Genomic DNA, 21892 nt, shown 5'->3' with positions numbered 1-21892 from the left:
ACTACTTTTTTAAACTTTTTTTCAACTTTTTTAATTTGCTTAACTTCTCAAAGTAACTTCCACTGGCCTAGCCGAAGTGGAAATTAGTCTAAAACGGATTTTTATGGTGGAATTAAGCATGAGACGTTTGAGTTAGAAATGAGGTCCACTATGATAAAACAGAAACATCTTACCCTTTCAGACCGTAATGATATCCAATTAGGCTTAGAGCGTGGTGAAACCTTCAAAGCTATTGGACAATCCATTCTAAAAGACCCGACTACTGTTTCTAAAGAAGTCAAGAGAAATAGACAAATCCGAAAGTCGACTTGTGATAACCTTCCTTGCCCTCTACTCAACAAAGCTACCTTCCATCCCTAAAGAAGACAAAAAAGGGCGTTCCTTTGAGAATTTCCTAAATTATTTGGATCTTGAGGTTACCAAACACCTCTATGATATCGAGAACACTCTTCACCAAGCGAACAAAGATTTCTTCCAACTCTTTCCTGTCATTCTGACAGATAATGGTGGAGAGTTTGTCAGGGTTGATGATATCGAAATGGATATTCGAGGAGAGAGTAAACTTTTCTTTTATGACCCTAATGGTTCTGATCAGAAAGGCAGAATTGAGAAAAATCACACGCTGATTCGCGACATTCTACCTAAGGGAACTTCCTTTGACAACTTAACTCAGAAGGATATCAATCTCGTCTGTTCATATGTAAACAGCGTTAAATGTGCTGCTTTGAATGGGAAGTCAGACTATGAACTTTTTACCTTTACTTACGGAGAAGAGATTCCTAAGCTTCTTGGTATTTCTAAAACACCTGCAGAATACATCTGTCAGTCTTCTAAATTACTCCAACATAAAACCCCATTCAAACGTCTCACACTAACTTCCACTTCTACTAGCAGTGGAACTTAGTTTGCGAATTTAGCTTTTTTTGCATGACTTCCTAATGTGTACGGATGTCAAACTCTTGAAACACAATACGTAAATCCCTCAATACTCTTTGACGTCCTCGAAAACGTTCATTTCTTAAAACACGTTCTAACTCTTCTTGTTTTTCTTTACTTTGTTCCTTTCTATACCTCCGTAATGTTTCATGAAAGAGATAATAATCATCTAGCCACAGACCTCCCTCACTTATACGATGACTAATCTCACCTACTTCTTCATAGGGTTCTTTATCATATCTACGTTTCTGACTTTCTTGCTTACGGATATAGTCTAAAATCCGATTTCGGAATTTAGTTTTGAAATATTTACGTAAGCGTGGAATATCTTCTATCAGTCCTTCTTCTTTACTAATCAACTCATGTAAGCAAATCATTCCCTCTTGGTCCCAATCCGATAACTCCCATAAATGCAAGTAATATTCATTTCTACACTTGTACACAATTCCTTGGACTTCTTCATACAATTCTTTAAGCATAACGTTCCCCTTTCTAGATACAGTCTAACAGATTCGAAACATCGTTTGTGACATTTTCTCCATTCTGTTCTCTTCACCGTCTCAAATGCACAAAAAAGAGAGGACGGGCCTCTCTCGGGGTTATTTTTCGTCATTCATTTTTGACTTCACTTCATCATAAGATAATGCATGAGATTCCTCTTCTACTGTTTCAGGCATCTTTCCTGTTTCGTAAAGAGATTTAATTTGTGTACTATCCAATGTTTCGTATTTCAATAATGCTTCTGCAATCAACTTGTGAGTTTCACGATTTGACTGAATAATTTCAGCAGCTTTATTTCGTGCTTCATTCAATAATGAACGAACCTCTTCGTCAATTTCATAAGCTGTTTGTTCTGAAATTGATTTTTGAGGACTCTGTGCACCAAACATAGCATGGTTTCCTTCATATTGTACTGGGCCAAGCTTTTCACTCATACCGTATTCTGTAACCATTGCACGCGCCATTTGTGTCGCCTGTTCAAAGTCATTTGAGGCTCCTGTAGTTTGGACATTAAAGATAATTTCTTCAGCTACACGTCCACCCATTAAGCCAGCCAATTGCTCTTTCATATCTTCTTTAGATAGAAGCATTTGATCCTCTTTAGGAAGTGCAATCATGTATCCACCTGCACGGCCACGTGGTACAATTGTAACCTTATGAACAACACGGGCATTCGACAAGACTAAACCAACAATGGTATGTCCTGCTTCATGATAAGCAACCAACTCACGTTCTTTTTGTGAAACTGTCTTATCTTTCTTAGAAGGACCAGCAATAACTCTATCTTCTGCTTCATCAATATCTGAGGCATCAATGATTGATTTATTGCGACGAGCAGCGACTAAAGCCGCTTCATTCAAGACATTCTCTAAATCAGCACCAACAAAACCTGGAGTTTGTTGAGCCACTAATTTCAAATCAACATCTTCTGCTAAAGGCTTGTTCTTAGCATGAACTTTCAAGATTGCTTCTCGACCCTTAACATCAGGACGGCCAACCAAGACTTTTCTATCAAAACGTCCTGGACGCAGAAGGGCAGGGTCAAGTACATCTGAACGGTTTGTCGCAGCGATGACGATAATCCCTTCATTTCCCTCAAAACCATCCATCTCAATCAAGAGTTGGTTCAAGGTTTGTTCACGTTCATCATTCCCTCCGCCAAGACCAACTCCACGTTGACGTCCAACAGCATCAATTTCATCGATAAAGATAATGGCTGGTGCTGCTTTTTTTGCATCTTCAAAAAGAGAACGAACACGACTAGCTCCAACTCCGACAAACATTTCTACAAAATCAGAACCTGAGATACTAAAGAATGGAACACCTGCTTCTCCGGCAACTGCTTTAGCAAGCAAAGTCTTACCTGTTCCCGGAGGTCCCTCCAAAAGAACACCTGCTGGAATACGGGCTCCAAGTTTTGTAAATCGTTTTGGATCTTTTAAGAATTCAACAACTTCAACTAGTTCTTGTTTTTCTTCCTCAGCTCCAGCAACATCTGAAAATCTTACTTTAATATCTTCTTTATTTGCGGCTTTAGCCTTACTACGTCCAAAACTCATTGGGTTACGGCCATTATTTCCTCCCATATTTCCCATCATAGAGAATAGGAAGAAGAAAAGAATACCGAATGGCACAATGGATACAAGAATATTAATCCACATACCACTCGAACTTTCATGCTTAATAGTTACTTCCGCTTTATGGTCAGAAGCAAGCTTTTGCAATTCTGATACTGTAGTGTCTGAAGGAAGAATAATACTTGAAAATTTCTCTACTGTTGTAGCAGAAGGAGAAAAGAACTGAATCCCTGTTGCTTCTTTACTTGTTTTAGGATTTTTATAAACACCTGAAACTTCGATAACACTGCCATTTGGTTGGTAAGTCAATTCTTTTACATTGTCATCGGTAATTTCTTTTACCAATTCTGTATAATTAATTTGCTCACTTTTCCCTGCAACACTACCTGTACTAAAATACTGGTAACTTGTAACTAGGAAAAAAATAAGTAATAACCATAGAAAAGGATTTTTAATTAAACCATTATTTTGTTTTTTCATTAAAAATTGTTCTTTCTAATTTGAATATACTTCTTCTCTCAATACTCCAACATAAGGAAGGTTACGATAATTTTCTTTGTAATCTAAACCATAACCTACTACAAACTCATTTGGAATAGTAAAGCAGGTATAGTCAGCTTCAATTTCTACAACACGTCCCTCTGGTTTATCCAACAAGGTTGCAATTTTAACAGAAGCAGCTTCTCTTTCAATAAACATATCTCGTAAATTTTTCAAAGTTTGACCTGTATCAATGATATCTTCTACAAATAGAACATGTCTTCCTTTGATATCTTGAGTCACATCTTGTTTAATATTGATCACACCGCTACTTGCTGTTCCACCATGATAGCTAGAAACCATCATGAAGTCCATTTCAATATGTGTGTCGATATGTTTAATCAATTCAGCCATAAAAGGAATAGATCCTTTTAAAATCCCAACTAAGATTGGATTTTTTCCTGCATAGTCTTTGGTTAATTGAGCACCTAATTTTTTAGCAGCTTCTGTAATTTCATCGTGTGAAACGAGGATTTTTTTAATATCGTTTTCTAACATTTTTTTACCTATCTATTTTTTCTATATAAAGTACAGTGTTCATTATATCATTTTTCGTGTTTTTACTCAAATTACTGGTCGCAATTCCCAAAATTGAGACAATTTCACCAAATTGCTCAATAATTAGAGCAGATTTTCGTTTTTCCATAGGGATTTTCAAATCAATAAATAGACGTCTGAGTTTTTTTCTATGCCCATTTTGAATCAAAACATCTCCTGTTTTTCGATGACGAATATGTATCGATGTTTCGCGTGAAACAGATACCTGCTGAATTAATTCACCTTCTAAAGGAAGTCCAAAGGAAAATAAATATCCTTGGTAAGATACCTGATTTTGATAGTGTAGCACAAGTTCATCTTCTTTTTCATCAGACTGTGGACTGATTTTACAAATCCGAAACTGTTGATACTCTTTTACTAATTCATAACCATTTTTAATCGGATGACTATACTGGCTTTTAGTTTTTAAAATTTGCCGAACTTCTTCAAACTGAGCTTTTGTAAGATTCAAATCTGGAAAACGATTTAGATAAGTTTGAAGTAAAACTCTTTGTGTCGACTCAGAGTAAGACAATAGCTGCTCTAAATTTTCTACATCAATATTCTTTGATAGTTCAGCTATTGCCAAGTCATAATCTAAAATTTCATTACCGATGCTTAAGATTGCATCCCTAAATCGAGGATTTTCTTTTTCTAATTCTGGTAAATAAGAGTTTCGAATACGATTTCGAAAATAATGATTTTCTTTATTTGATATATCTTCAAAATGAAAAATTGATGGGAAGTCTTTTTTTTGAAAATGCAAGAAGGGCCGAATGATTTCTATCTCTCCGACTACTTGCTTCTCCTTAATTCCTGATAGATAGCGCAAACGAGTGCCTCGAATCAAACGCATCAAGATCGTTTCCACCTGGTCATCAGCATGGTGGGCAGTTACCAAGGCTGTCGCACCAGTCTTTATCATGACCTCTTTAAAAAAATCATAACGAAAATGTCGAGCCCGCGCTTCTGAAAATTCTCCTGAAAAATTGCTGATATAAATAGGAAATTCTGCTTCAGCAGCTAACTTCCTTAATTCCTGTTCTTCCCAATCTGATTCTACTCTCTGCTTATGATTTACATGAGCTAGGATCAATTCAATTGCTAACTCTTTTTTATAGGTAGATAATACCTTAAATAGAAACATAGAATCTAATCCACCAGAAAGAGCTACCACCACCTTAGTATGCTTTTTAAAATATCCTCTCTTGAGAAAATGATTTAAAAAATCCTGTTCCCTCATTTCAGAACCTCATAAACATCTTTGGCTATCTGAGAAATTGTATCATAATCAGAATTTTTAGTGAAAATAGAAAGAATAAATGGAGAATCTGCGTAGACAACACCCGTATCATGCTTAAATTCGTCCGCATCTCCAATTTTATGAGCTACCTTCACAGAAACACCTTTGGTAATTCGCTCATTATCAAAATTTGTTTTAGTCAAAGACTCCAATACAAATCCATTTTGATTATAAATAGCTTCCATGACTTTCCCAGCCATTTTAGAAGAAATCAATTTTTCTTTTGAATCCCAATCATCTCCCATAATAGCAGACATCTTGGATTTGAATGTGGCATCAGATTCGTTTGAAATGTAATATCCCAATATGTTATGAGCTACATTGTCCGATTCTTTTGATACTTTCGTAATTAAATCCTTTAGAGAATATTCTTTATTATCCTCTTTTTTAGGAAGACTACCACTTCCCTCTGGTTTATAGGAACCTGGAAAATCATTGACTACAGATACGTATTTTACAGTCGTATCTAACTGATAAAGACCCTCATTTATTTTTTCTTGCGCATAATAGAGATAAGGTAGTTTTAAAACACTAGCTGCATACATCTTTTCATATTGATTGATACCAGCTTCTTTTCCAGTAGTCAGTTGCTTAACATAAATGGAGAATGAATCCTTCTGATATTTTTCTGATAACATTTCTTGAACTTTACTCATCCGATTATCTTCTTCAGAAGTTGATTCTTTAGCTACCCATCCAGCCTGATCAATATGTAGAAATTCTCTTCCCTCTACAAACATGGTCTTATCGATTGATACCTGAGAATAAGCTGATAAGGATGATTTTACTTCTTTTAAATCATAAGGACTATTGTACAGTTTAAAATCAGATTCTAACCATACTTTTTTTATTGTTGGAGTTACCTCTGACTGATCATATAAAAATCGTTTGTCTGCAGCGATAAATTGATGATTTGATAGCTTAAACACCGGAATTCCTTGTTTATTTAAACGCCACTCGGTTATTTGGAAACTTGTTTTGGGAGTCAATTTTCCAGATTCTACCACTAAATCTTCATTCGCATAGACAGGAACTTCTCCATAAACCATGGGAGAACTTAGCTTTTCTCTAAAATAAATACCAAAGTCAGATTGTGAAAGGTAATAAATTTCTTTTGAAGTATAGACTACTTCTTTTTCTGTGCTAACAGCTTTTGAAATAGTCAAAAAACTCGGTAGCAACAAAATAATTAAGAATTTACGCATTCTTCCTTTCCTTTTCTTCTTGTAAACGCAATAATTGATTTTTATCAGCCAACTCTTCCAGCTTTTCATCTGATAAACTCAAAAATTGCTCTATTACATCTAATAAATTTTCCATTTTATCACCTTGGGAGCAAGTCAGGAATCGTATAAACAGCTTCCCGATTCTTAGAATAATAATATTTTGCACGCATGTATTTAGCAGCGTACTCTTCATCTTTCAACTTTGTGGCAAAAGCTGTCTCTTTCTCCTTTTCCTCACTCAAGGTTTGATACTGAGTTTGCAAGTCTGATAACTGTTGACGTCTTTGGAGTAATTGCTGATAACTTTGAGCAAGATTATAAGTTGGTAAAATGAACAATAAAATCATCAAAATAAGAACCCACCCCATAAAACGATTCCGTTTTTGTCGTTCTTTCATCAGGTAGCGACGACGTTGGTATTCATTTTGGATAAAAGAATTGTTTAATTGTACAATATTCTTAGACATTTTCTTCTACCCTTGTTTCACTGATAATTTCATACATGCCTGCTGCATCTTCTTTTTTTGTACTATCTTTCATCTCTAGTACTTTTACAAGTAACAATTTATTTCCAAAACGAATTTCAACTTGGTCATTAATTTTCAAGTCCGTTGAACTTTTGGCCAAGATTCCATTCACCTTGATTCTACCTTTATCTGCTACTTCCTTTGCGACTGTACGACGCTTGATAATTCGCGATACTTTTAAATATTTGTCTAATCTCATCCTTATTACCTCAACTTATTATTGTACCATTTTTATCTATTTTATAGAAGGAAAATATCAAATGGAATTTTCTTCCTTAGACTCTTTTATCTCTAATAAACTTTCTCCAAAAATCAGCAGACCTTCTAAAATTTCATAATCTTTCTTATTTTGGACATCAAATACAAGCTCCATTAATCCCTTATTCTCAGTGATAGCTACTTTTAAGTTCGTTGCGGATAAAGCTTTAAAATAATCTTGAGCCAAAAACAATCGCTGAGTGACTTTTTCAAATTGAATTGTAATTTTATTATCTTTTCTTTCCACACGTTGAATAAAGATCTTGTCCAAGTATGATTTGACCAAACCAATCTCTAAAAGATAAGCAACTACATCTGGGTACTCTCCAAAACGGTCTATCAACTCCTCTTGTAACTCTTCATAATTGACACGGTTGTCAATTTGACGAATTTTCTTGTAAATTTCAATCTTATGTCGTTGATCAGAAATATAAGTATCAGGAAGATAGGCATCAATTTGCAAAATCAACTCAGCATTCCCTTTGATTCTTGTGTTGGTGTTAGCATTACCGTTTCGTTTAGCAATAGCTTCCTCTAGTAACTGCGAATACAATTCAAAACCAACAGAATCAATGAAACCAGACTGTGATTTTCCTAAAAGATTTCCTGCTCCACGAATCGAAAGATCTCGCATCGCAATCTTAAATCCGGAGCCCAATTCTGTAAATCCTTTGATCGCTTCTAATCTCTTCTCAGAGACTTCACTGATTGATTTTTCTGGACGATACATGAGATAAGCATAAGCAATACGATTACTACGACCAACTCTTCCTCTTAACTGATACAAGGTTGACAAGCCCATATGGTCTGCATTTTCAATAAACAAGGTATTGGCATTTGGAATGTCCACTCCTGTCTCAATAATGGTAGTCGTCACCAAAATATCATACTGACCTTCAATGAAATCCAGTAGAGTATTTTCTAACTGAATCTCACTCATTTGCCCATGAACATAACCAATCGAAGCTTCTGGAATTAAATCCTGTAATTCTGAAACCTTTTGGTCAATCGTGTCAACTTTGTTGTAAATATAGTAAACTTGACCTCCACGCTCCATTTCACGCAAGACCGCATCACGAATGACACTATCATTCTTTTCCAAAACATAGGTCTGAACAGGATAGCGATTAGTCGGCGGAGTTTCAATAACAGACAAATCTCTGATTCCCAGCATAGACATATGAAGGGTACGAGGAATTGGCGTTGCTGTTAAGGTCAGGACATCTACTTGTTTTTTTAGTTCTTTCAAGGTTTCCTTATGCTTGACACCAAATCGCTGTTCCTCATCAATAATCATCAAGCCCAAATCTGAAAACACAACATCTTTTGACAAAACACGATGTGTTCCAATCAAAATATCAACTTGACCGTTTTTCAATTTTTCAAGTGTTTCAGTCTGCTCTTTTTTACTTCTAAAGCGACTCAACACATCAATATTAACTGCAAAATTTTGGAATCGTTCCTTAAAATTCGTATAGTGCTGTTGCGCTAAAACCGTCGTCGGAACTAGGACGACAACTTGTTTGCGATCATTGACTGCCTTAAAGGCTGCACGCATAGCAACTTCAGTCTTTCCAAAACCAACATCCCCAACTAAAAGTCGATCCATTGGCTGAGAAGCCTGCATATCTCTCTTGATTTCCTCAACACTACGAAGTTGATCATCCGTTTCAACATAAGGGAAGGCATCATCAAAAGCATGTTGATCTTCATCATCAGCTGAAAAAGCATAACCTTTCAACTGACTACGTTCAGAATAAAGTTTAATTAAATCGTCAGCTATATCCTCTACCTGGTTCTTAACTTTTTGCTTTGCTTTTTTGAAATGACCATCATTTAATTTATTGAGTTTAGGTGCTTTACCGTCACTTGAAACGTATTTGGAAAGTAGATGAATCTGTTCCACTGGGATAGAGATTTGATCCCCGTTTTGGTATTGAACACTAACATAATCACGGTGAATCCCTTTGATTTCAATGGTTTCAATTCCTAGGTATTGACCAATTCCATGAATGTGGTGAACAACGTAGTCCCCTTTTTCAAGTTCATTATAATCTTTTAATCGCTCTGCGTTTGAAACATGTTGTCTTCGAAAACGACGTTTCAATTTCTTTTGAAAAATCTCATGTTCAGTTATCAACAAAACCTTTTCATCTACAAAATGAAAACCATGTCTGAGATTACCCTCGATTAAGTTTACAGATCCTTTACAAATGCTTGACTTATTTCTGGAATCCAATTTAATCTGATATTCCTCTAACATATCCTCCAATGTTTTACTTCCCATTGAATTGCTAGACTGAAGGATGATAGTGTAATCCATTTTTTTGTATCGTTCAATTTCTTCTTTTAGAAAAGAAAATTGATTGAAAAACTCCTGCATAGGATATTGATTAAATTGATAAATTTGATCAAACTTGAGATTTCCTAACCCCTTTTGCAGATTAGAGAAAAAGGTAAGCGGACTCTGTTTTTTATAGATTTGCTCTATATCAGCAAAATACTGCATCTCAGAAAATGCTTTACTGTTCTGTAATTCTTCTGTAAAGTATTGCGCTAATTCTCTTTCAAAGACTTCATACTGATTCATTAATTTTTGGTAATCATCAAAGAATATTGGAGTATCTTTTTCAATATAGTCAAATACAGTCCATGTCTTATCATAGCATAAAGATAAAAATTTCCGTGAATCTGAATGTACTTGTTTTTGGTGAAAACTTGAAAGAATTTCTTCTAAGTATGATTTTAAAATAGGTGATAAGGTCTTCGAAATTTGTTTTTCTAAAGCTGACTGACCTCGTTGATAATCCTTTTCTCTCAAAAGCATATCACTAGCTGGAAAGATGGTGAGTTCTGTCTGATTTTCTTTCGATAATTGTGTTTCTACTTCAAATGATCTAATACCATCAATTTCATCACCAAAAAACTCAATTCGGCAAGGTTCTAACTGGGATATTTCAAAAATATCTAAAATATCTCCTCGCAGACTAAATTCACCTTGAGTTTGTACTTGTGTAACTTTTCGATAGCCAATTTCCTTTAACTGATGGATAAGCGCGTGTTGGTCACATTCTTCACCAACTGATATTTTTACAATACTATCTTTGAACACATTTGGAGACGGTAAAATCAATCGACTTGCTGCAATATTACAAACCAAAATCCCTTTCTTAGATGAATCAGTCAAAAAACGCAAGGCTTCAACCCGTGAAATGATTTTTTCTTGTGAAGACATCAAAAACTCGACCATAGGGGAGTCATCTACCAAAAATGGATAAACAAGTTCCTCACCCAAGATAGAGATAAGATCACTAACCAGTCCTTCTGCTTCTCCATAAGTTGACGTCAATAATACAACCTTACCTTCTTTTTCCAAGCTACTTGCAATTGCAAGAGCCTTAGTAGACGTTGATAAACCAAGTATTAGTTGTCTTTTCTTATCTGTTAAACTTTGATGCCATTTTTTGACCTGATCATTTTCTGAGAATAAATCTAATAAGGTCACCATTTATCCGTTACACCTCTGCATCATTTTTTCAAAGTTTTTCTCTTGTAAATAATAATTTACAGCATCGTCAACCTTGTCAATAGACTGTAAAATACCAATATAATCATCCTTGTCAAAGGTACTCAAAACATGGTGAACAACTGACATACCATTTTTAGGTCTTCCAATTCCAATCTTAACACGATTAAAGGTCTGAGTTCCGATATGTTGAATAATAGACTTGATACCATTATGACCACCTGCGGATCCCTTTGCTCTTAAACGAATCTTTCCAACTTCCATGTCAAGATCATCGTAAATGATGAGTAAATCTTCAATATCCAAACCATAATAAGTCAATAAAGCATGAACCGCTTTTCCACTTTCATTCATAAAAGTAGTGGGTTTCACCAAATAGATTTTTTCACCATTAAGGAAAAATGAAGCTAGGTCAGCTTGAAATATCTTATCATGTGTAAAAGTGACATTCTGTTTCTTCGCTAGTTGGTCAATCAACATAAATCCAACATTGTGTTTTGTTTCAAAATATTTATCCCCTGGATTTCCTAATCCTACAAGTAATTTGGTCATTTATTTTTCCTTTCAAAAGCCAAAAGGGTTGGAATTTTTTTCCAACCTAATTGACACTATTCATTAATTTTTTTAGACATTAAAGCGGAATTCCATAATATCGCCATCTTGAACGATATATTCTTTTCCTTCTTCACGCAAGCGTCCAGCTTCTTTTACAGCCTTTTCAGATCCATATTTCACCAAATCGTCATAAGACATGGTAACTGCACGAATAAATCCTTTTTCAAAATCTGAATGGATGATACCAGCAGCTTGAGGAGCTTTCATGCCACGTTTAAAGGTCCAAGCACGAACCTCTTTTTCACCAGCTGTGAAGTAAGTTCCAAGTCCAAGTAAATGGTAAGCTGCACGCGTCAACTTATCTACACCTGATTCTGTCAAACCAATGGCTTCAAGGAACTCTTTTTTATCTTCATCGTCTAACTCAGAAATTTCTTCCTCAGCACGCGCAGAAATCACCACTACCTCTGCATTTTCTGTTGCTGCAAATTCACGAATTTGCTTTACATAATCGATAGATTCTGAGTCTCCAACCACGTCCTCGTCCACATTGGCAACATAGAGCACTGGTTTAGTTGTCAACAGGAAGAGACCTTTGACAACTTTTTGTTCTTCATCTGTAAACTCGATGGTGCGAGCTGATTTTCCATCTTCAAGGACTGGTTTAATCTTTTGAAGAACATTGAATTCTGCTACAGATTCTTTATCTTTTTGTGTACGGGCCATCTTTTCTACACGCGCATAACGTTTATTGACTGATTCTAAGTCAGCAAGAATCAATTCTAGGTTAATTGTGTCAATATCTGCAAGTGGATCCACAAAGGCATCTTCACGCCCTTGCTCACGCATGACATTTTCATCATCAAAAGCACGAACTACGTGAACAATCGCATCTACTTCACGGATGTTGGCCAAGAATTTATTCCCTAGCCCTTCTCCTTTTGAAGCTCCTTTTACAATTCCTGCGATATCTGTAAATTCAAATGTTGTTGGAACTGTCTTTTTAGGAGTAATCATTTCCGTCAATTTTTGGAGGCGTTCATCAGGAACCTCAACCATTCCAACGTTTGGATCAATCGTCGCAAATGGGTAGTTTGCTGCCTCTGCTCCTGCTTTTGTAATTGCATTAAATAGTGTTGATTTACCAACATTTGGCAAACCAACGATACCTGCTGTTAAAGCCATATTTTCTCATTCTCCGTTTTCATTTCAATCCCTAATATTATAACACAAAAAGGGAAAACTTGCTAACCCTCTAACTAAGGGGTCTCAGTCAATAATTTTATTCATTTTTCGATCAAAATCATAGCGCCCCATCATGATAACATGGTCACAATTGCTACATTTAATTTTGATATCTGCCCCTACACGTGTAATTTCCCAACGATTGGCTTTTTTACCAGTTGACTTGATTGTACAAGCATGTGGCTTTTTCATCTCAACAAAATTTCCAACTTGATACATACTACTCTCCTTTTCTTTTTTGATTATATCATAAAAGAGGCGAGCTAGGCTCAACCTCTTTAACTTAATTTGTACGAACTGGGGTGATAAGTTGCATAAAGTCCTCTTCAGTATCTGCTGGCACAAGAGTAAATGGACGAACAGCTGAGATAAAGCTAATGGTCACCTTTTCGCTATTTAAAGCTTTAAGAGAATCAATCAAATAAGTTGGATTGAAACTAATGGTCAAATCTTCACCAGTCACCTGATCAGTATCAATTTCTTCGTTTACTTTACCAACTTCTGGAGAGTGAACATGGGCGCTAACAATCCCATCTTTAATTTCAAGTTTAACAGTACCATTTTGAGTCGCACTTGATAAAAGACGAGCACGCTCCATTGACTGGCGTAAGTTTACAACATCAAAAGTAATAGTAGTGTTAAAGTCTGTTGGAATCAAACGATCTGTATCAGGATAGTTTCCTTCTAGGAGACGAGTGTAGAAGCTAATATTTTCGCTTCTAAAGAGGATTTGATTATTGGCAAAGAAAATCTCCACAGTTTCGATATCATCTGTAAATACCGCTGAAAATTCGCGTAGAGAACGGCTAGGAATGACAACATCAAAATCATCACTATTTTTCTCAAGCGTTAATTTTTTCTGGCTTAGGCGATGAGAGTCTGTTGCCACTGTTTTTAGCTCCTTGTGTTGACTCAATACAAAATGAACACCTGTTAGAATTGGACGACTTTCTTGTGTACTTGCAGCAAAAGCTGTTTCATTGATAATTTTCTTGAGTAATTTTGTTTCAAGAATTAAAGGAGTGCTTGCTGAAATTTCTTGGATTCGTGGATATTGTTCGCTATCTTTTCCTTTTAGGGTAATTTCTGATTTGCCGCTGGTTAAAACAATTTGATTTTGTTCAATTTCTTTAAAATCAAGAGTCACATCAGGTAGACTAGATACCACATTGATAAAGAAAGAAGCTTCAAGAAGGATCGAACCTAAAGAAGTAATTAACAAACCAGCATTTTCATTTTTTTGAGAAATAAAATTTTCAATTGAAATTTGACCATTTGAACCAATTAAAGTAACACCTTCATTGGTCACGTCAATTTTTACTGTTGATAAAATAGGAATAGCATTTTTAGAACTAATAGCTCTCTTAGTAGTATTTAAGGCTTGTAGAAATAAATTTTTATTAATTGAAAAATGAATCATGGATTCTCCTTTATTTATTTTTAGTATTAGAAGGATAATAGTAATAATAGAGTCTGTGAAATCTGTGGAAAACAAACTAAAAGTAAGGCATACCAAGTTTTTGGGCTTGTTTAAAAACTGTGGATAAAAAAGATAAAAAAGCGAAAGTTATCCACAAGTTATTTTATTTTCTTTTTGATGGATTCAATTTCTAAACGTAAATTATCGTCTTCATCAATCAAAGATTTAATTTTTGCATGGGCGTGAATGACTGTTGTATGATCTTTTCCACCAAATTCTTTCCCAATTTTTGGAAGACTATTATCTGTTAGTTCTCTAGATAAATACATGGCTACTTGACGGGCTAAAACAATATTTTGAAGGCGTCTGCTTCCCTTCATTTCTTTGACACTAACTCCATAGAAGTTACCAACTTCATTTTGGATTTTGTCAATTGGGATGACGAGGATTTGGCTAACATCTTGTTTACGAGCTCTAATAGCTTCTGCAGCAATATCAATAGTGATATCCTTGATTTTCTTTACTCTGGCAATTAAAGTGATGTCGTTGATGGCTCCCTCAAGATCTCGAACATTTGAATCAAATTGCCCAGCTAGGTATTCTAGAGTATCACTTTGGAAATTGTAGCCTAAATGTTCCGTTTTACTTTGTAAAATGGCAATACGTGTTTCAAAGTCAGGGGGTGTGATAGTTTGTGTTAATCCCCAACTAAAGCGCGTGACAAGCCTTTCCTCGAGCCCTTCTAGATGTTTTGGACTTCGATCACTCGTTAGGACAATCTGTTTTTGCTTGTCGTGCAGTGCATTAAAGGTATTGAAAAATTCTTCTTGTGTTGCAACTTTTTTACCACTTAGAGATTGTATATCATCAATCAATAAAAGATCAAGGCTACGATAGGTCTTTTTAAACTTTTCCATCTCCCCAAGTCTTAGGTGATCAAGAAAGTCATTAATAAAGCTTTCAGCAGGGATATATTTAACACGCGCATTTGGAATATTTTTTAGAATTTCATTTCCAATAGCGTTTAACAGGTGAGTCTTACCAAGCCCAGGTCCTCCATAGATAAAAAGAGGATTATAGGTCAAGGCCAAATCTTCAGAGACAGCCAAAGCGGCTGATACTGCCCAAACATTTCCATCCCCTTGAATAAAATTATCAAAGGTATACTTTTCTTTTAATCCAGTATCTGAATAAGGAATAGATGCTAACTTTGGACTATAGTCATAAAGAGTTGAATTTGTAGCTTTTTCAACTTGTGAGATAGTCGTATCTTGAGGTTTGGTGAAAATATAGTGGGGAGTAATCTCAGCATCATAAATTTCAAATCCAGCAACGACAATAATATCTTTTAGTTGTTTTTCCCAGACCATTTCCATTTCAGATCGTGGTAAAAATATAGTAGCAACATTTTCCTCTACCTTGATGAGTTCAGCTTGAATAGCATAGAAATCATACATGGATCGAGTCAGTCTTTCTTGAGCAAATTCTAATATACGATTCCAAAATTGTTTTTCTTTCAATCCTTTCTCCTCCTTTACTATTTAAAAGTTTAATGCTAGATTTATTTTACCACATATAGAAAGAATTTTCCACAAGCTGTGAAAAATAATCCACAATGTTACCAATCTTTATCCACAGGTTGGGGATAAAGGTAAAAACTTTTGATTTATTAAGCTTTTTATTGTAAAAAATAGTGGATAATCTTGTGGAATAAAAAAATAAAAGAACAGCCTTATTTCAGGCTGTTGATAATTCTACTGTATTCTTCTTGATTTGAGAAAGCAATAATGATTTTTCCACTATCTTTTTTAGACAGTTTGATTTCAATATCTAATCCGATTAGTTTTTTTAACTGTTCCTCTTCATTTTGTATGAAATAATCATTTTTTTGCTGTTTCTTTTGTTTTTTCTCTGTCAGAAGAGTTTCTAACTTTCTTACAGAAATGTCTTCCTCTATGATTCGTTGAAAGAAATAGTCTTGTTGTTCCTTATTCAACCCAACTAGCGAACGTGCATGTGCTTGTGATAGTTTGCCATTTTCTACTTCTGAGAGGATCTGTTCTGGCAAGGAAAGCAAGCGAATAGAGTTGCTGATATAAGGACGAGACTTTCCCATTTTATCTGCAATTTCAGCATGGGTAAATCCTTTCTCTACGAGAGATTCATAGGCGCGTGCTTCTTCTATTGGATTTAAATTTTCTCTTTGCAAATTTTCAATGATGGACTGGACTATCATTTCTTGGTCTGAAAGCTGTTTAACAACAGCGGGGATAGACGTTAGACCAGCTAAAAGTGAAGCTCTATAGCGTCTCTCTCCTGCAAGGATTTCATAACCAATTACAGGAGATTGACGAACAATAATCGGTTGAATGACCCCATTTTCTTTAATAGACTGTGCTAGTTCATCTAGTTTTTCTCTATCAAATTCTTTTCGAGGTTGATAGGGATTTTTTTGTATATCCGTGATAGAAATTATTTCAAATTTTTCCATGATTCTACACTAACACATCTTTTCTTTTATGTAAAGCTTTCTTTACATAGATGTCAATTAAGATTCTAAATCACCTGAACTCTTGTCAAGTTTAATAGATGTAGTTTCTTCTTTACCGTTACGATAATAAGTTATTTTAATGGTGTCTCCAATAGAATGATTGTAAAGAGCACTTTGTAAGTCTGTTGATGAAGCAATCTCTTTGTCATCTACTTTTGTAATAACATCGTATTTTACAAGGTGACCATTGGCGGGCATATTACTTTGTACAGAACGAACAACTACACCAGATGTTACATTGCTTGGAATATTCAGTCTTCTAATATCACTTGTATTAATATTTGAGAGATTGACCATTTGAATGCCCAAAGCTGGACGAGTCACTTTTCCGTTCTTTTCTAATTGTTCAATGATATTGATAGCATCATTTGTAGGAATTGCGAAACCAAGACCTTCTACAGATGTTCCTCCATTTGTGGCAATTTTACTTGAGGTAATTCCGATAACCTGCCCTTGAATATTGACTAATGGGCCACCAGAGTTACCTGGGTTAATAGCAGTATCAGTTTGGATAGCTTTTGTAGAAATAGCTTGTCCATCTTCAGATTTTAAAGATACATTTCGATTAAGACTAGATACGATACCTTGAGTGACAGTATTTGCATATTCAGAACCTAACGGGCTACCAATGGCAATAGCAGTTTCTCCTACGGTTAACTTGCTAGAATCACCAAACTCAGCTACTGTTGTCACTTTTTCTGAAGAGATTTTGACGACAGCAATATCAGAGAAAGTGTCAGCTCCGACGATTTCTCCAGGTACTTTAGTTCCATCTGACAAACGAATATCTACTTTGCTGGCACCATTTATAACGTGATTGTTGGTGACGATGTAAGCTTCTTTATCATTCTTTTTATAAATAACTCCAGATCCTTCACTAGAGATTTGCTGAGAATCTGTATCAGTCTCATCATTGCCAAATACGCTATTTTGTCTGTTGGCTGAATAAGTAATAACAGAAACAACAGCATCTTTTACTTTATTAACAGCCTGTGTTGTTGAATTTTCGTTCTTATAGGCAGTTTGTGTAATAGTACTATTGTTGTTAGAGTTACTTACACCACTTTTTTGAGTTAGTTGAGCTATTGAAAAACTACCCAAGGCTCCACTAAAAAAGCTAATGACGATAACGACTAATAATTGAAACCCTTTTTTGTAAAATGTTTTTAAATGTTTCATATTTGCCTCCATATTTTTAAATTACTGAAAGTATAAACTGACTAGCTTAATTATAACTTAAACACAAAAGTTTTTCACAGATTGTGGATAACTTTCTAAAATCTGTGGTTTTCTCGGCTAAAATTAACCTTTTATTTTGTGAATAAGATGTGAAAAAATAGAGAATATGTTAGAATAGAGTCATGAAAATTAAAGTTGTAACAGTTGGGAAACTGAAAGAAAAGTATTTAAAAGATGGTATCGCGGAGTATTTAAAACGAATTTCTCGATTTGCTAAACTTGAAATGATTGAGCTAGCAGATGAAAAAACACCAGATAAGGCCAGTGAGTCAGAAAATCAAAAGATTTTAGAAATAGAAGGTCAGAGAATTTTATCAAAAGTTGGTGACCGTGATTTCGTTATTGTCTTGGCTATAGAAGGGAAAACTTTCTCCTCGGAAGAATTTAGTAAACAGTTAGAAGAAGCTTCTATAAAAGGATTTTCTACTCTTACCTTTATTATTGGGGGGAGTTTAGGATTAGCACAGGATGTAAAAAAGAGAGCTAATCTTTCTGTCAGTTTTGGCCGTCTAACTTTACCCCATCAGTTAATGAGACTAGTCCTTGTTGAACAAATCTATCGCGCTTTTACGATTCAGCAGGGCTCGCCCTATCATAAATAGAAAATTGACTTTTAATTGAATTTTTGGTAGAATGATTGTGTTAGGTCTCATAGCTCAGCTGGATAGAGCATTCGCCTTCTAAGCGAACGGTCGCAGGTTCGAATCCTGCTGGGATCAATATAGTAGTAAAGCTGGGAATTTTCCCGGCTTTTTTCTTAAAAAAGTACACTTGGGGAGAAAAAAATGACAGTTGAGAGAATTTTATCTAAAACGAAATTCCATTTTGTATAATGGTTTTTGTAAGTTAGCTTACAAGAAAAAAACATTTTAGGAGATTTTATTATGAAAAACACAGTTAAATTGGAACAGTTTGTAGCCTTGAAGGAAAAAGACTTGCAAAAAATTCAAGGTGGGGAGATGAGGAGAATAGATAAAATGTTCATTAATTTTCTTAAAAGAAGATAAGGGAGTGTCAGAATGAATTTTTTCTTAGTAGTAGATTTTATATTATATTTTTTTATTATTAGTCATAGTTACAGTTTAATTTGCAAAGGTAAAATAAAAACAAAGGAACTATACGTTTTTGGTGCTTATACATTACTAGTAGAAATAGTACTTAGCCTTCCCTTTTATCTTCTACATTTAGATGAATTAGGGATTGTAACATTTTTATTTCCTTTGATGCTATATTCCTATTTTAAATGGATTAAACAGTATGAGAGGGATAGAGGACTATTCCTAAGTTTACTACTATCTCTTTTATATGAGAGCACTCATACCTTTCTGTCTGTAATTTTTTCCTCTATAACAGGAGACAATTTTGTTTTACAATATTATGACCTATTCTTTTTAGTTGTAACGGTGTTGACTTATGTCGTTATCGTAACAATCATTCGTTATTTCCATTTAGAACTAAACTATTTTGATAAGGACTATCTCTATCCTTTCTTGAAAAAAGTATTTTTTGCCTTACTACTGCTCCATATTGTATCTTTCGTTTCAGATATGGTAAGTACGATTAAACATTTGAATAGTTTTGGAAGTATTTTATCATCTATTGTTTTTATCTCGTTACTTTTGACCTTCTTTGCAATGAATTCTCATAAAGTTCAAATGGAGAAAGAGATTGCTTTGAAGCAGAAGAAATTTGAACAGAAACATTTACAAAACTACACAGATGAAATTGTCGGACTGTATAATGAAATCCGTGGTTTTCGACATGACTATGCTGGAATGCTTGTCAGCATGCAGATAGCAATTGACAGTGGTGATTTACAGGAAATTGACAGAGTTTACAATGAAGTTTTGGTCAAAGCTAATTACAAACTGCGTTCAGATAAATACACTTATTTTGATTTGAACAACATAGAAGATTCAGCTTTACGAAGTTTGGTTGCTCAGTCCATTGTCTATGCTCGAAATAATGGTGTAGAGTTTACACTGGAAGTAAAAGATACGATTACCACGCTCCAAATTGAACTATTGGATTTAGTTCGTATCATGAGCGTCTTATTGAACAATGCTGTTGAAGGATCAGCTGATAGCTATAAAAAACAAATGGAAGTAGCAGTTATTAAGATGGAAACTGAAACAGTTATTGTGATTCAGAATTCATGTAAAATGACGATGACTCCTTCAGGAGATCTATTTGCATTAGGATTCTCTACTAAGGGAAGAAACCGCGGAGTCGGCCTAAATAATGTGAAAGAACTACTAGATAAGTACAACAATATTATTTTAGAAACAGAGATGGAAGGCAGTACATTTAGACAAATTATTAGATTTAAGAGGGAATTTGAATGAAAGTTTTAATTTTAGAGGATGTTATTGAACATCAAGTGAGACTAGAGAGAATATTGGATGAAATTTCGAAAGAATCGAATATTCCAATATCATACAAGACAACGGGAAAAGTCCGTGAATTTGAAGAATACATTGAAAATGATGAAGTAAATCAGCTTTATTTCCTAGATATTGATATTCATGGAATTGAGAAAAAAGGATTTGAGGTTGCTCAACTCATTCGTCATTACAATCCTTACGCTATTATCGTCTTTATCACCAGTCGATCAGAGTTTGCGACTCTGACCTATAAATACCAGGTATCAGCCCTAGATTTTGTTGATAAGGATATCAACGATGAGATGTTTAAGAAGCGAATTGAGCAAAATATCTTCTACACAAAGAGTATGTTACTTGAAAATGAAGATGTTGTAGATTATTTTGACTACAATTACAAGGGAAATGATTTAAAAATTCCTTACCATGATATTCTGTATATTGAAACGACAGGGGTCTCTCATAAATTGCGCATTATTGGTAAGAATTTTGCCAAAGAATTTTACGGTACCATGACAGATATTCAGGAAAAGGATAAACATACCCAACGATTTTATTCTCCTCATAAGTCATTTTTGGTAAATATAGGCAATATTAGAGAAATTGATCGAAAAAACCTGGAAATTGTTTTCTATGAAGACCATCGCTGTCCTATTTCAAGGTTAAAAATTAGAAAATTAAAAGATATTCTAGAGAAAAAATCTAAAAAGTGATTGACAATTAGTAAGAAATTGATATAATGGTTATATCTGCTACAGATAGAAGGTCCGTTGGTCAAGGGGTTAAGACACCGCCTTTTCACGGCGGTAACACGGGTTCGAATCCCGTACGGACTATTTTATCCGCCATAGCTCAGTTGGTAGTAGCGCATGACTGTTAATCATGATGTCGTAGGTTCGAGTCCTACTGGCGGAGTATAGATAAAAGGGAACACAACTGTGTTCCCTTTTTGTATCAATTTGTATCACCAAGCATCTTCATAAGGAAGTCTGTTATTTCTTGAGGACTTTCTTTTTTTCCATGTGCAATCCAAGTTTGGCAGACACCAAAAAGTGCATGAGTTAGATAGATGCTACTATATTCTAATTCAGTGGTATTGAGATTCAGTTGCATAAATCGCTTTTGTAAATCTGTACTTAGCATGATATGAAGTTTATTTCGTAAGAAATTTTGGATTTCTTTAGTCCCATTTTCAGAAAGAAGGGCAGCTAGAAGTGGTTCTGACTCTAGATATTCAAATACTTCTAGAATAGCAGCTCTTTTTTGATGAGCATGTTTTTGAAAAATATATTCAAATGTATGAAATAGTTTGCTTTGATAGTGCTCAATCATATCATACTTATCCTTATAGTGAGTATAGAAGCTGGAACGACTAATTCCGGCTTTTTCTGCTAAATTGACAGTAGAAATTTGATCAAATGGCTGTTCCATTAGTAATTGTACCATAGCATTTTCAATAGTTCGCTTTGTTTTTAATCGTTTATTACTTTCTTGCATACTTCCTCCTTGTAAACAAATTAGACTATATGTCTAAAAATGGATTTTTTATCTTGTAATTTAGATTTTTTAA

21 protein-coding genes, 3 tRNA genes and 1 pseudogene are annotated in these 21892 nt (G+C 34.8%); 8 read left to right on the top strand and 17 right to left on the bottom strand.

Annotated features, from left to right (window positions below):
- The first annotated feature begins 150 nt into the window (after positions 1–150).
- Positions 151–904: pseudogene (locus tag HT734_RS00570) on the top strand (helix-turn-helix domain-containing protein).
- A 31-nt stretch (positions 905–935) separates the two neighbouring features.
- Here HT734_RS00570 and HT734_RS00565 read toward each other — a convergent pair.
- The 16 genes from HT734_RS00565 to HT734_RS00495 all read right to left on the bottom strand — a co-directional run bounded on the left by HT734_RS00565 (position 936) and on the right by HT734_RS00495 (position 17881).
- Complete coding sequence (locus HT734_RS00565; RefSeq protein WP_061759653.1) at positions 936–1415, bottom strand: sigma-70 family RNA polymerase sigma factor; 480 nt, start codon at positions 1413–1415, stop codon at positions 936–938.
- A gap of 120 nt (positions 1416–1535) precedes the next feature.
- Positions 1536–3494 (bottom strand): ATP-dependent zinc metalloprotease FtsH, encoded by a 1959-nt coding sequence (ftsH, locus tag HT734_RS00560; protein ID WP_173278105.1) that lies wholly within the window; start codon positions 3492–3494, stop codon positions 1536–1538.
- A gap of 15 nt (positions 3495–3509) precedes the next feature.
- Positions 3510–4052, bottom strand: coding sequence for a hypoxanthine phosphoribosyltransferase (hpt, locus tag HT734_RS00555; protein WP_173278103.1), 543 nt, complete (start codon positions 4050–4052; stop codon positions 3510–3512).
- A 4-nt stretch (positions 4053–4056) separates the two neighbouring features.
- Positions 4057–5334 (bottom strand): tRNA lysidine(34) synthetase TilS, encoded by a 1278-nt coding sequence (gene tilS / locus HT734_RS00550; protein WP_173278101.1) that lies wholly within the window; start codon positions 5332–5334, stop codon positions 4057–4059.
- The gene (locus HT734_RS00545) at positions 5331–6599 is read right to left on the bottom strand and encodes a serine hydrolase (protein ID WP_173278092.1); all 1269 of its coding nucleotides are present in this window, start codon (positions 6597–6599) and stop codon (positions 5331–5333) included. Before HT734_RS00545 ends, tilS begins: the two co-directional genes overlap by 4 nt.
- Positions 6592–6714 (bottom strand): SP_0009 family protein, encoded by a 123-nt coding sequence (locus HT734_RS09565; protein WP_000429334.1) that lies wholly within the window; start codon positions 6712–6714, stop codon positions 6592–6594. Before HT734_RS09565 ends, HT734_RS00545 begins: the two co-directional genes overlap by 8 nt.
- Before the next feature lie 4 nt (positions 6715–6718).
- The gene (locus HT734_RS00540) at positions 6719–7087 is read right to left on the bottom strand and encodes a septum formation initiator family protein (protein ID WP_172931264.1); all 369 of its coding nucleotides are present in this window, start codon (positions 7085–7087) and stop codon (positions 6719–6721) included.
- Positions 7080–7346, bottom strand: a complete 267-nt coding sequence (locus HT734_RS00535) for an RNA-binding S4 domain-containing protein (protein WP_033679437.1) — start codon at positions 7344–7346, stop codon at positions 7080–7082. The genes HT734_RS00540 and HT734_RS00535 overlap by 8 nt, the downstream gene beginning before the upstream one ends.
- Positions 7347–7403: 57 nt before the next feature.
- The gene (gene mfd, locus HT734_RS00530; protein ID WP_172931265.1) at positions 7404–10913 is read right to left on the bottom strand and encodes a transcription-repair coupling factor; all 3510 of its coding nucleotides are present in this window, start codon (positions 10911–10913) and stop codon (positions 7404–7406) included.
- Complete coding sequence (gene pth, locus HT734_RS00525; RefSeq protein WP_061759649.1) at positions 10914–11483, bottom strand: aminoacyl-tRNA hydrolase; 570 nt, start codon at positions 11481–11483, stop codon at positions 10914–10916.
- Positions 11484–11555: 72 nt separating this feature from the next.
- Complete coding sequence (gene ychF / locus HT734_RS00520) at positions 11556–12671, bottom strand: redox-regulated ATPase YchF (RefSeq protein WP_061759648.1); 1116 nt, start codon at positions 12669–12671, stop codon at positions 11556–11558.
- Between the two features lie 84 nt (positions 12672–12755).
- Positions 12756–12950, bottom strand: coding sequence for a DUF951 family protein (locus HT734_RS00515; protein ID WP_000285185.1), 195 nt, complete (start codon positions 12948–12950; stop codon positions 12756–12758).
- Positions 12951–13014: 64 nt separating this feature from the next.
- Positions 13015–14151, bottom strand: coding sequence for a DNA polymerase III subunit beta (dnaN, locus tag HT734_RS00510; protein ID WP_033679432.1), 1137 nt, complete (start codon positions 14149–14151; stop codon positions 13015–13017).
- A gap of 158 nt (positions 14152–14309) precedes the next feature.
- Positions 14310–15671 carry a chromosomal replication initiator protein DnaA gene (gene dnaA / locus HT734_RS00505; protein ID WP_061759647.1) on the bottom strand — a complete coding sequence of 454 codons (1362 nt, stop codon included), beginning with the start codon at positions 15669–15671 and terminating at the stop codon, positions 14310–14312.
- Positions 15672–15883: 212 nt separating this feature from the next.
- Positions 15884–16642 (bottom strand): ParB/RepB/Spo0J family partition protein, encoded by a 759-nt coding sequence (locus HT734_RS00500; protein ID WP_033679431.1) that lies wholly within the window; start codon positions 16640–16642, stop codon positions 15884–15886.
- 57 nt (positions 16643–16699) lie between these two features.
- Entirely contained in the window at positions 16700–17881 is a 1182-nt protein-coding gene (locus tag HT734_RS00495; RefSeq protein WP_173278090.1) for a S1C family serine protease, read from the bottom strand.
- A gap of 182 nt (positions 17882–18063) precedes the next feature.
- On the opposite strand from HT734_RS00495, the gene rlmH reads away from it, so the two are divergent.
- The 7 genes from rlmH to HT734_RS00460 all read left to right on the top strand — a co-directional run bounded on the left by rlmH (position 18064) and on the right by HT734_RS00460 (position 21237).
- Positions 18064–18543: a 23S rRNA (pseudouridine(1915)-N(3))-methyltransferase RlmH gene (rlmH, locus tag HT734_RS00490; protein ID WP_173278088.1), complete on the top strand. Its 480-nt coding sequence runs from the start codon at positions 18064–18066 to the stop codon at positions 18541–18543.
- Positions 18544–18586: 43 nt separating this feature from the next.
- A tRNA-Arg gene (locus HT734_RS00485) sits at positions 18587–18660 on the top strand.
- Positions 18661–18825: 165 nt separating this feature from the next.
- Positions 18826–18948, top strand: coding sequence for a competence-stimulating peptide ComC (gene comC, locus HT734_RS00480; protein WP_033684573.1), 123 nt, complete (start codon positions 18826–18828; stop codon positions 18946–18948).
- 12 nt (positions 18949–18960) lie between these two features.
- A complete protein-coding gene (gene comD, locus HT734_RS00475; protein ID WP_173278086.1) occupies positions 18961–20286 on the top strand; it encodes a competence system sensor histidine kinase ComD in 1326 nt (441 codons plus the stop codon).
- Entirely contained in the window at positions 20283–21035 is a 753-nt protein-coding gene (gene comE / locus HT734_RS00470) for a competence system response regulator transcription factor ComE (RefSeq protein ID WP_000866064.1), read from the top strand. Before comD ends, comE begins: the two co-directional genes overlap by 4 nt.
- Before the next feature lie 51 nt (positions 21036–21086).
- Positions 21087–21158 (top strand) — tRNA-Glu (locus tag HT734_RS00465).
- Between the two features lie 5 nt (positions 21159–21163).
- Positions 21164–21237 (top strand) — tRNA-Asn (locus HT734_RS00460).
- Positions 21238–21276: 39 nt separating this feature from the next.
- On the opposite strand, the gene HT734_RS00455 is transcribed toward HT734_RS00460, so the two are convergent.
- Positions 21277–21819: a TetR-like C-terminal domain-containing protein gene (locus tag HT734_RS00455; RefSeq protein WP_173278084.1), complete on the bottom strand. Its 543-nt coding sequence runs from the start codon at positions 21817–21819 to the stop codon at positions 21277–21279.
- Positions 21820–21892: the final 73 nt, after the last annotated feature.

The organism is Streptococcus sp. k-90 (assembly GCF_013277565.1).
In the GTDB taxonomy this organism is placed as follows: Bacteria; Bacillota; Bacilli; order Lactobacillales; family Streptococcaceae; genus Streptococcus.
Note: the sequence above shows the minus strand (reverse complement) of the source record. Positions and strands in the feature narration are given on the sequence as shown.

Coding starts and splice junctions, on each gene's coding strand:
- HT734_RS00565 (WP_061759653.1), bottom strand. CDS start 1,415: ATGCTTAAAGAATTGTATGAAGAAGTCCAAGGAATTGTGTACAAGTGT.
- ftsH (WP_173278105.1), bottom strand. CDS start 3,494: ATGAAAAAACAAAATAATGGTTTAATTAAAAATCCTTTTCTATGGTTA.
- hpt (WP_173278103.1), bottom strand. CDS start 4,052: ATGTTAGAAAACGATATTAAAAAAATCCTCGTTTCACACGATGAAATT.
- tilS (WP_173278101.1), bottom strand. CDS start 5,334: ATGAGGGAACAGGATTTTTTAAATCATTTTCTCAAGAGAGGATATTTT.
- HT734_RS00545 (WP_173278092.1), bottom strand. CDS start 6,599: ATGCGTAAATTCTTAATTATTTTGTTGCTACCGAGTTTTTTGACTATT.
- HT734_RS09565 (WP_000429334.1), bottom strand. CDS start 6,714: ATGGAAAATTTATTAGATGTAATAGAGCAATTTTTGAGTTTATCAGAT.
- HT734_RS00540 (WP_172931264.1), bottom strand. CDS start 7,087: ATGTCTAAGAATATTGTACAATTAAACAATTCTTTTATCCAAAATGAA.
- HT734_RS00535 (WP_033679437.1), bottom strand. CDS start 7,346: ATGAGATTAGACAAATATTTAAAAGTATCGCGAATTATCAAGCGTCGT.
- mfd (WP_172931265.1), bottom strand. CDS start 10,913: ATGGTGACCTTATTAGATTTATTCTCAGAAAATGATCAGGTCAAAAAA.
- pth (WP_061759649.1), bottom strand. CDS start 11,483: ATGACCAAATTACTTGTAGGATTAGGAAATCCAGGGGATAAATATTTT.
- ychF (WP_061759648.1), bottom strand. CDS start 12,671: ATGGCTTTAACAGCAGGTATCGTTGGTTTGCCAAATGTTGGTAAATCA.
- HT734_RS00515 (WP_000285185.1), bottom strand. CDS start 12,950: ATGTATCAAGTTGGAAATTTTGTTGAGATGAAAAAGCCACATGCTTGT.
- dnaN (WP_033679432.1), bottom strand. CDS start 14,151: ATGATTCATTTTTCAATTAATAAAAATTTATTTCTACAAGCCTTAAAT.
- HT734_RS00500 (WP_033679431.1), bottom strand. CDS start 16,642: ATGGAAAAATTTGAAATAATTTCTATCACGGATATACAAAAAAATCCC.
- HT734_RS00495 (WP_173278090.1), bottom strand. CDS start 17,881: ATGAAACATTTAAAAACATTTTACAAAAAAGGGTTTCAATTATTAGTC.
- rlmH (WP_173278088.1), top strand. CDS start 18,064: ATGAAAATTAAAGTTGTAACAGTTGGGAAACTGAAAGAAAAGTATTTA.
- comC (WP_033684573.1), top strand. CDS start 18,826: ATGAAAAACACAGTTAAATTGGAACAGTTTGTAGCCTTGAAGGAAAAA.
- comD (WP_173278086.1), top strand. CDS start 18,961: ATGAATTTTTTCTTAGTAGTAGATTTTATATTATATTTTTTTATTATT.
- comE (WP_000866064.1), top strand. CDS start 20,283: ATGAAAGTTTTAATTTTAGAGGATGTTATTGAACATCAAGTGAGACTA.
- HT734_RS00455 (WP_173278084.1), bottom strand. CDS start 21,819: ATGCAAGAAAGTAATAAACGATTAAAAACAAAGCGAACTATTGAAAAT.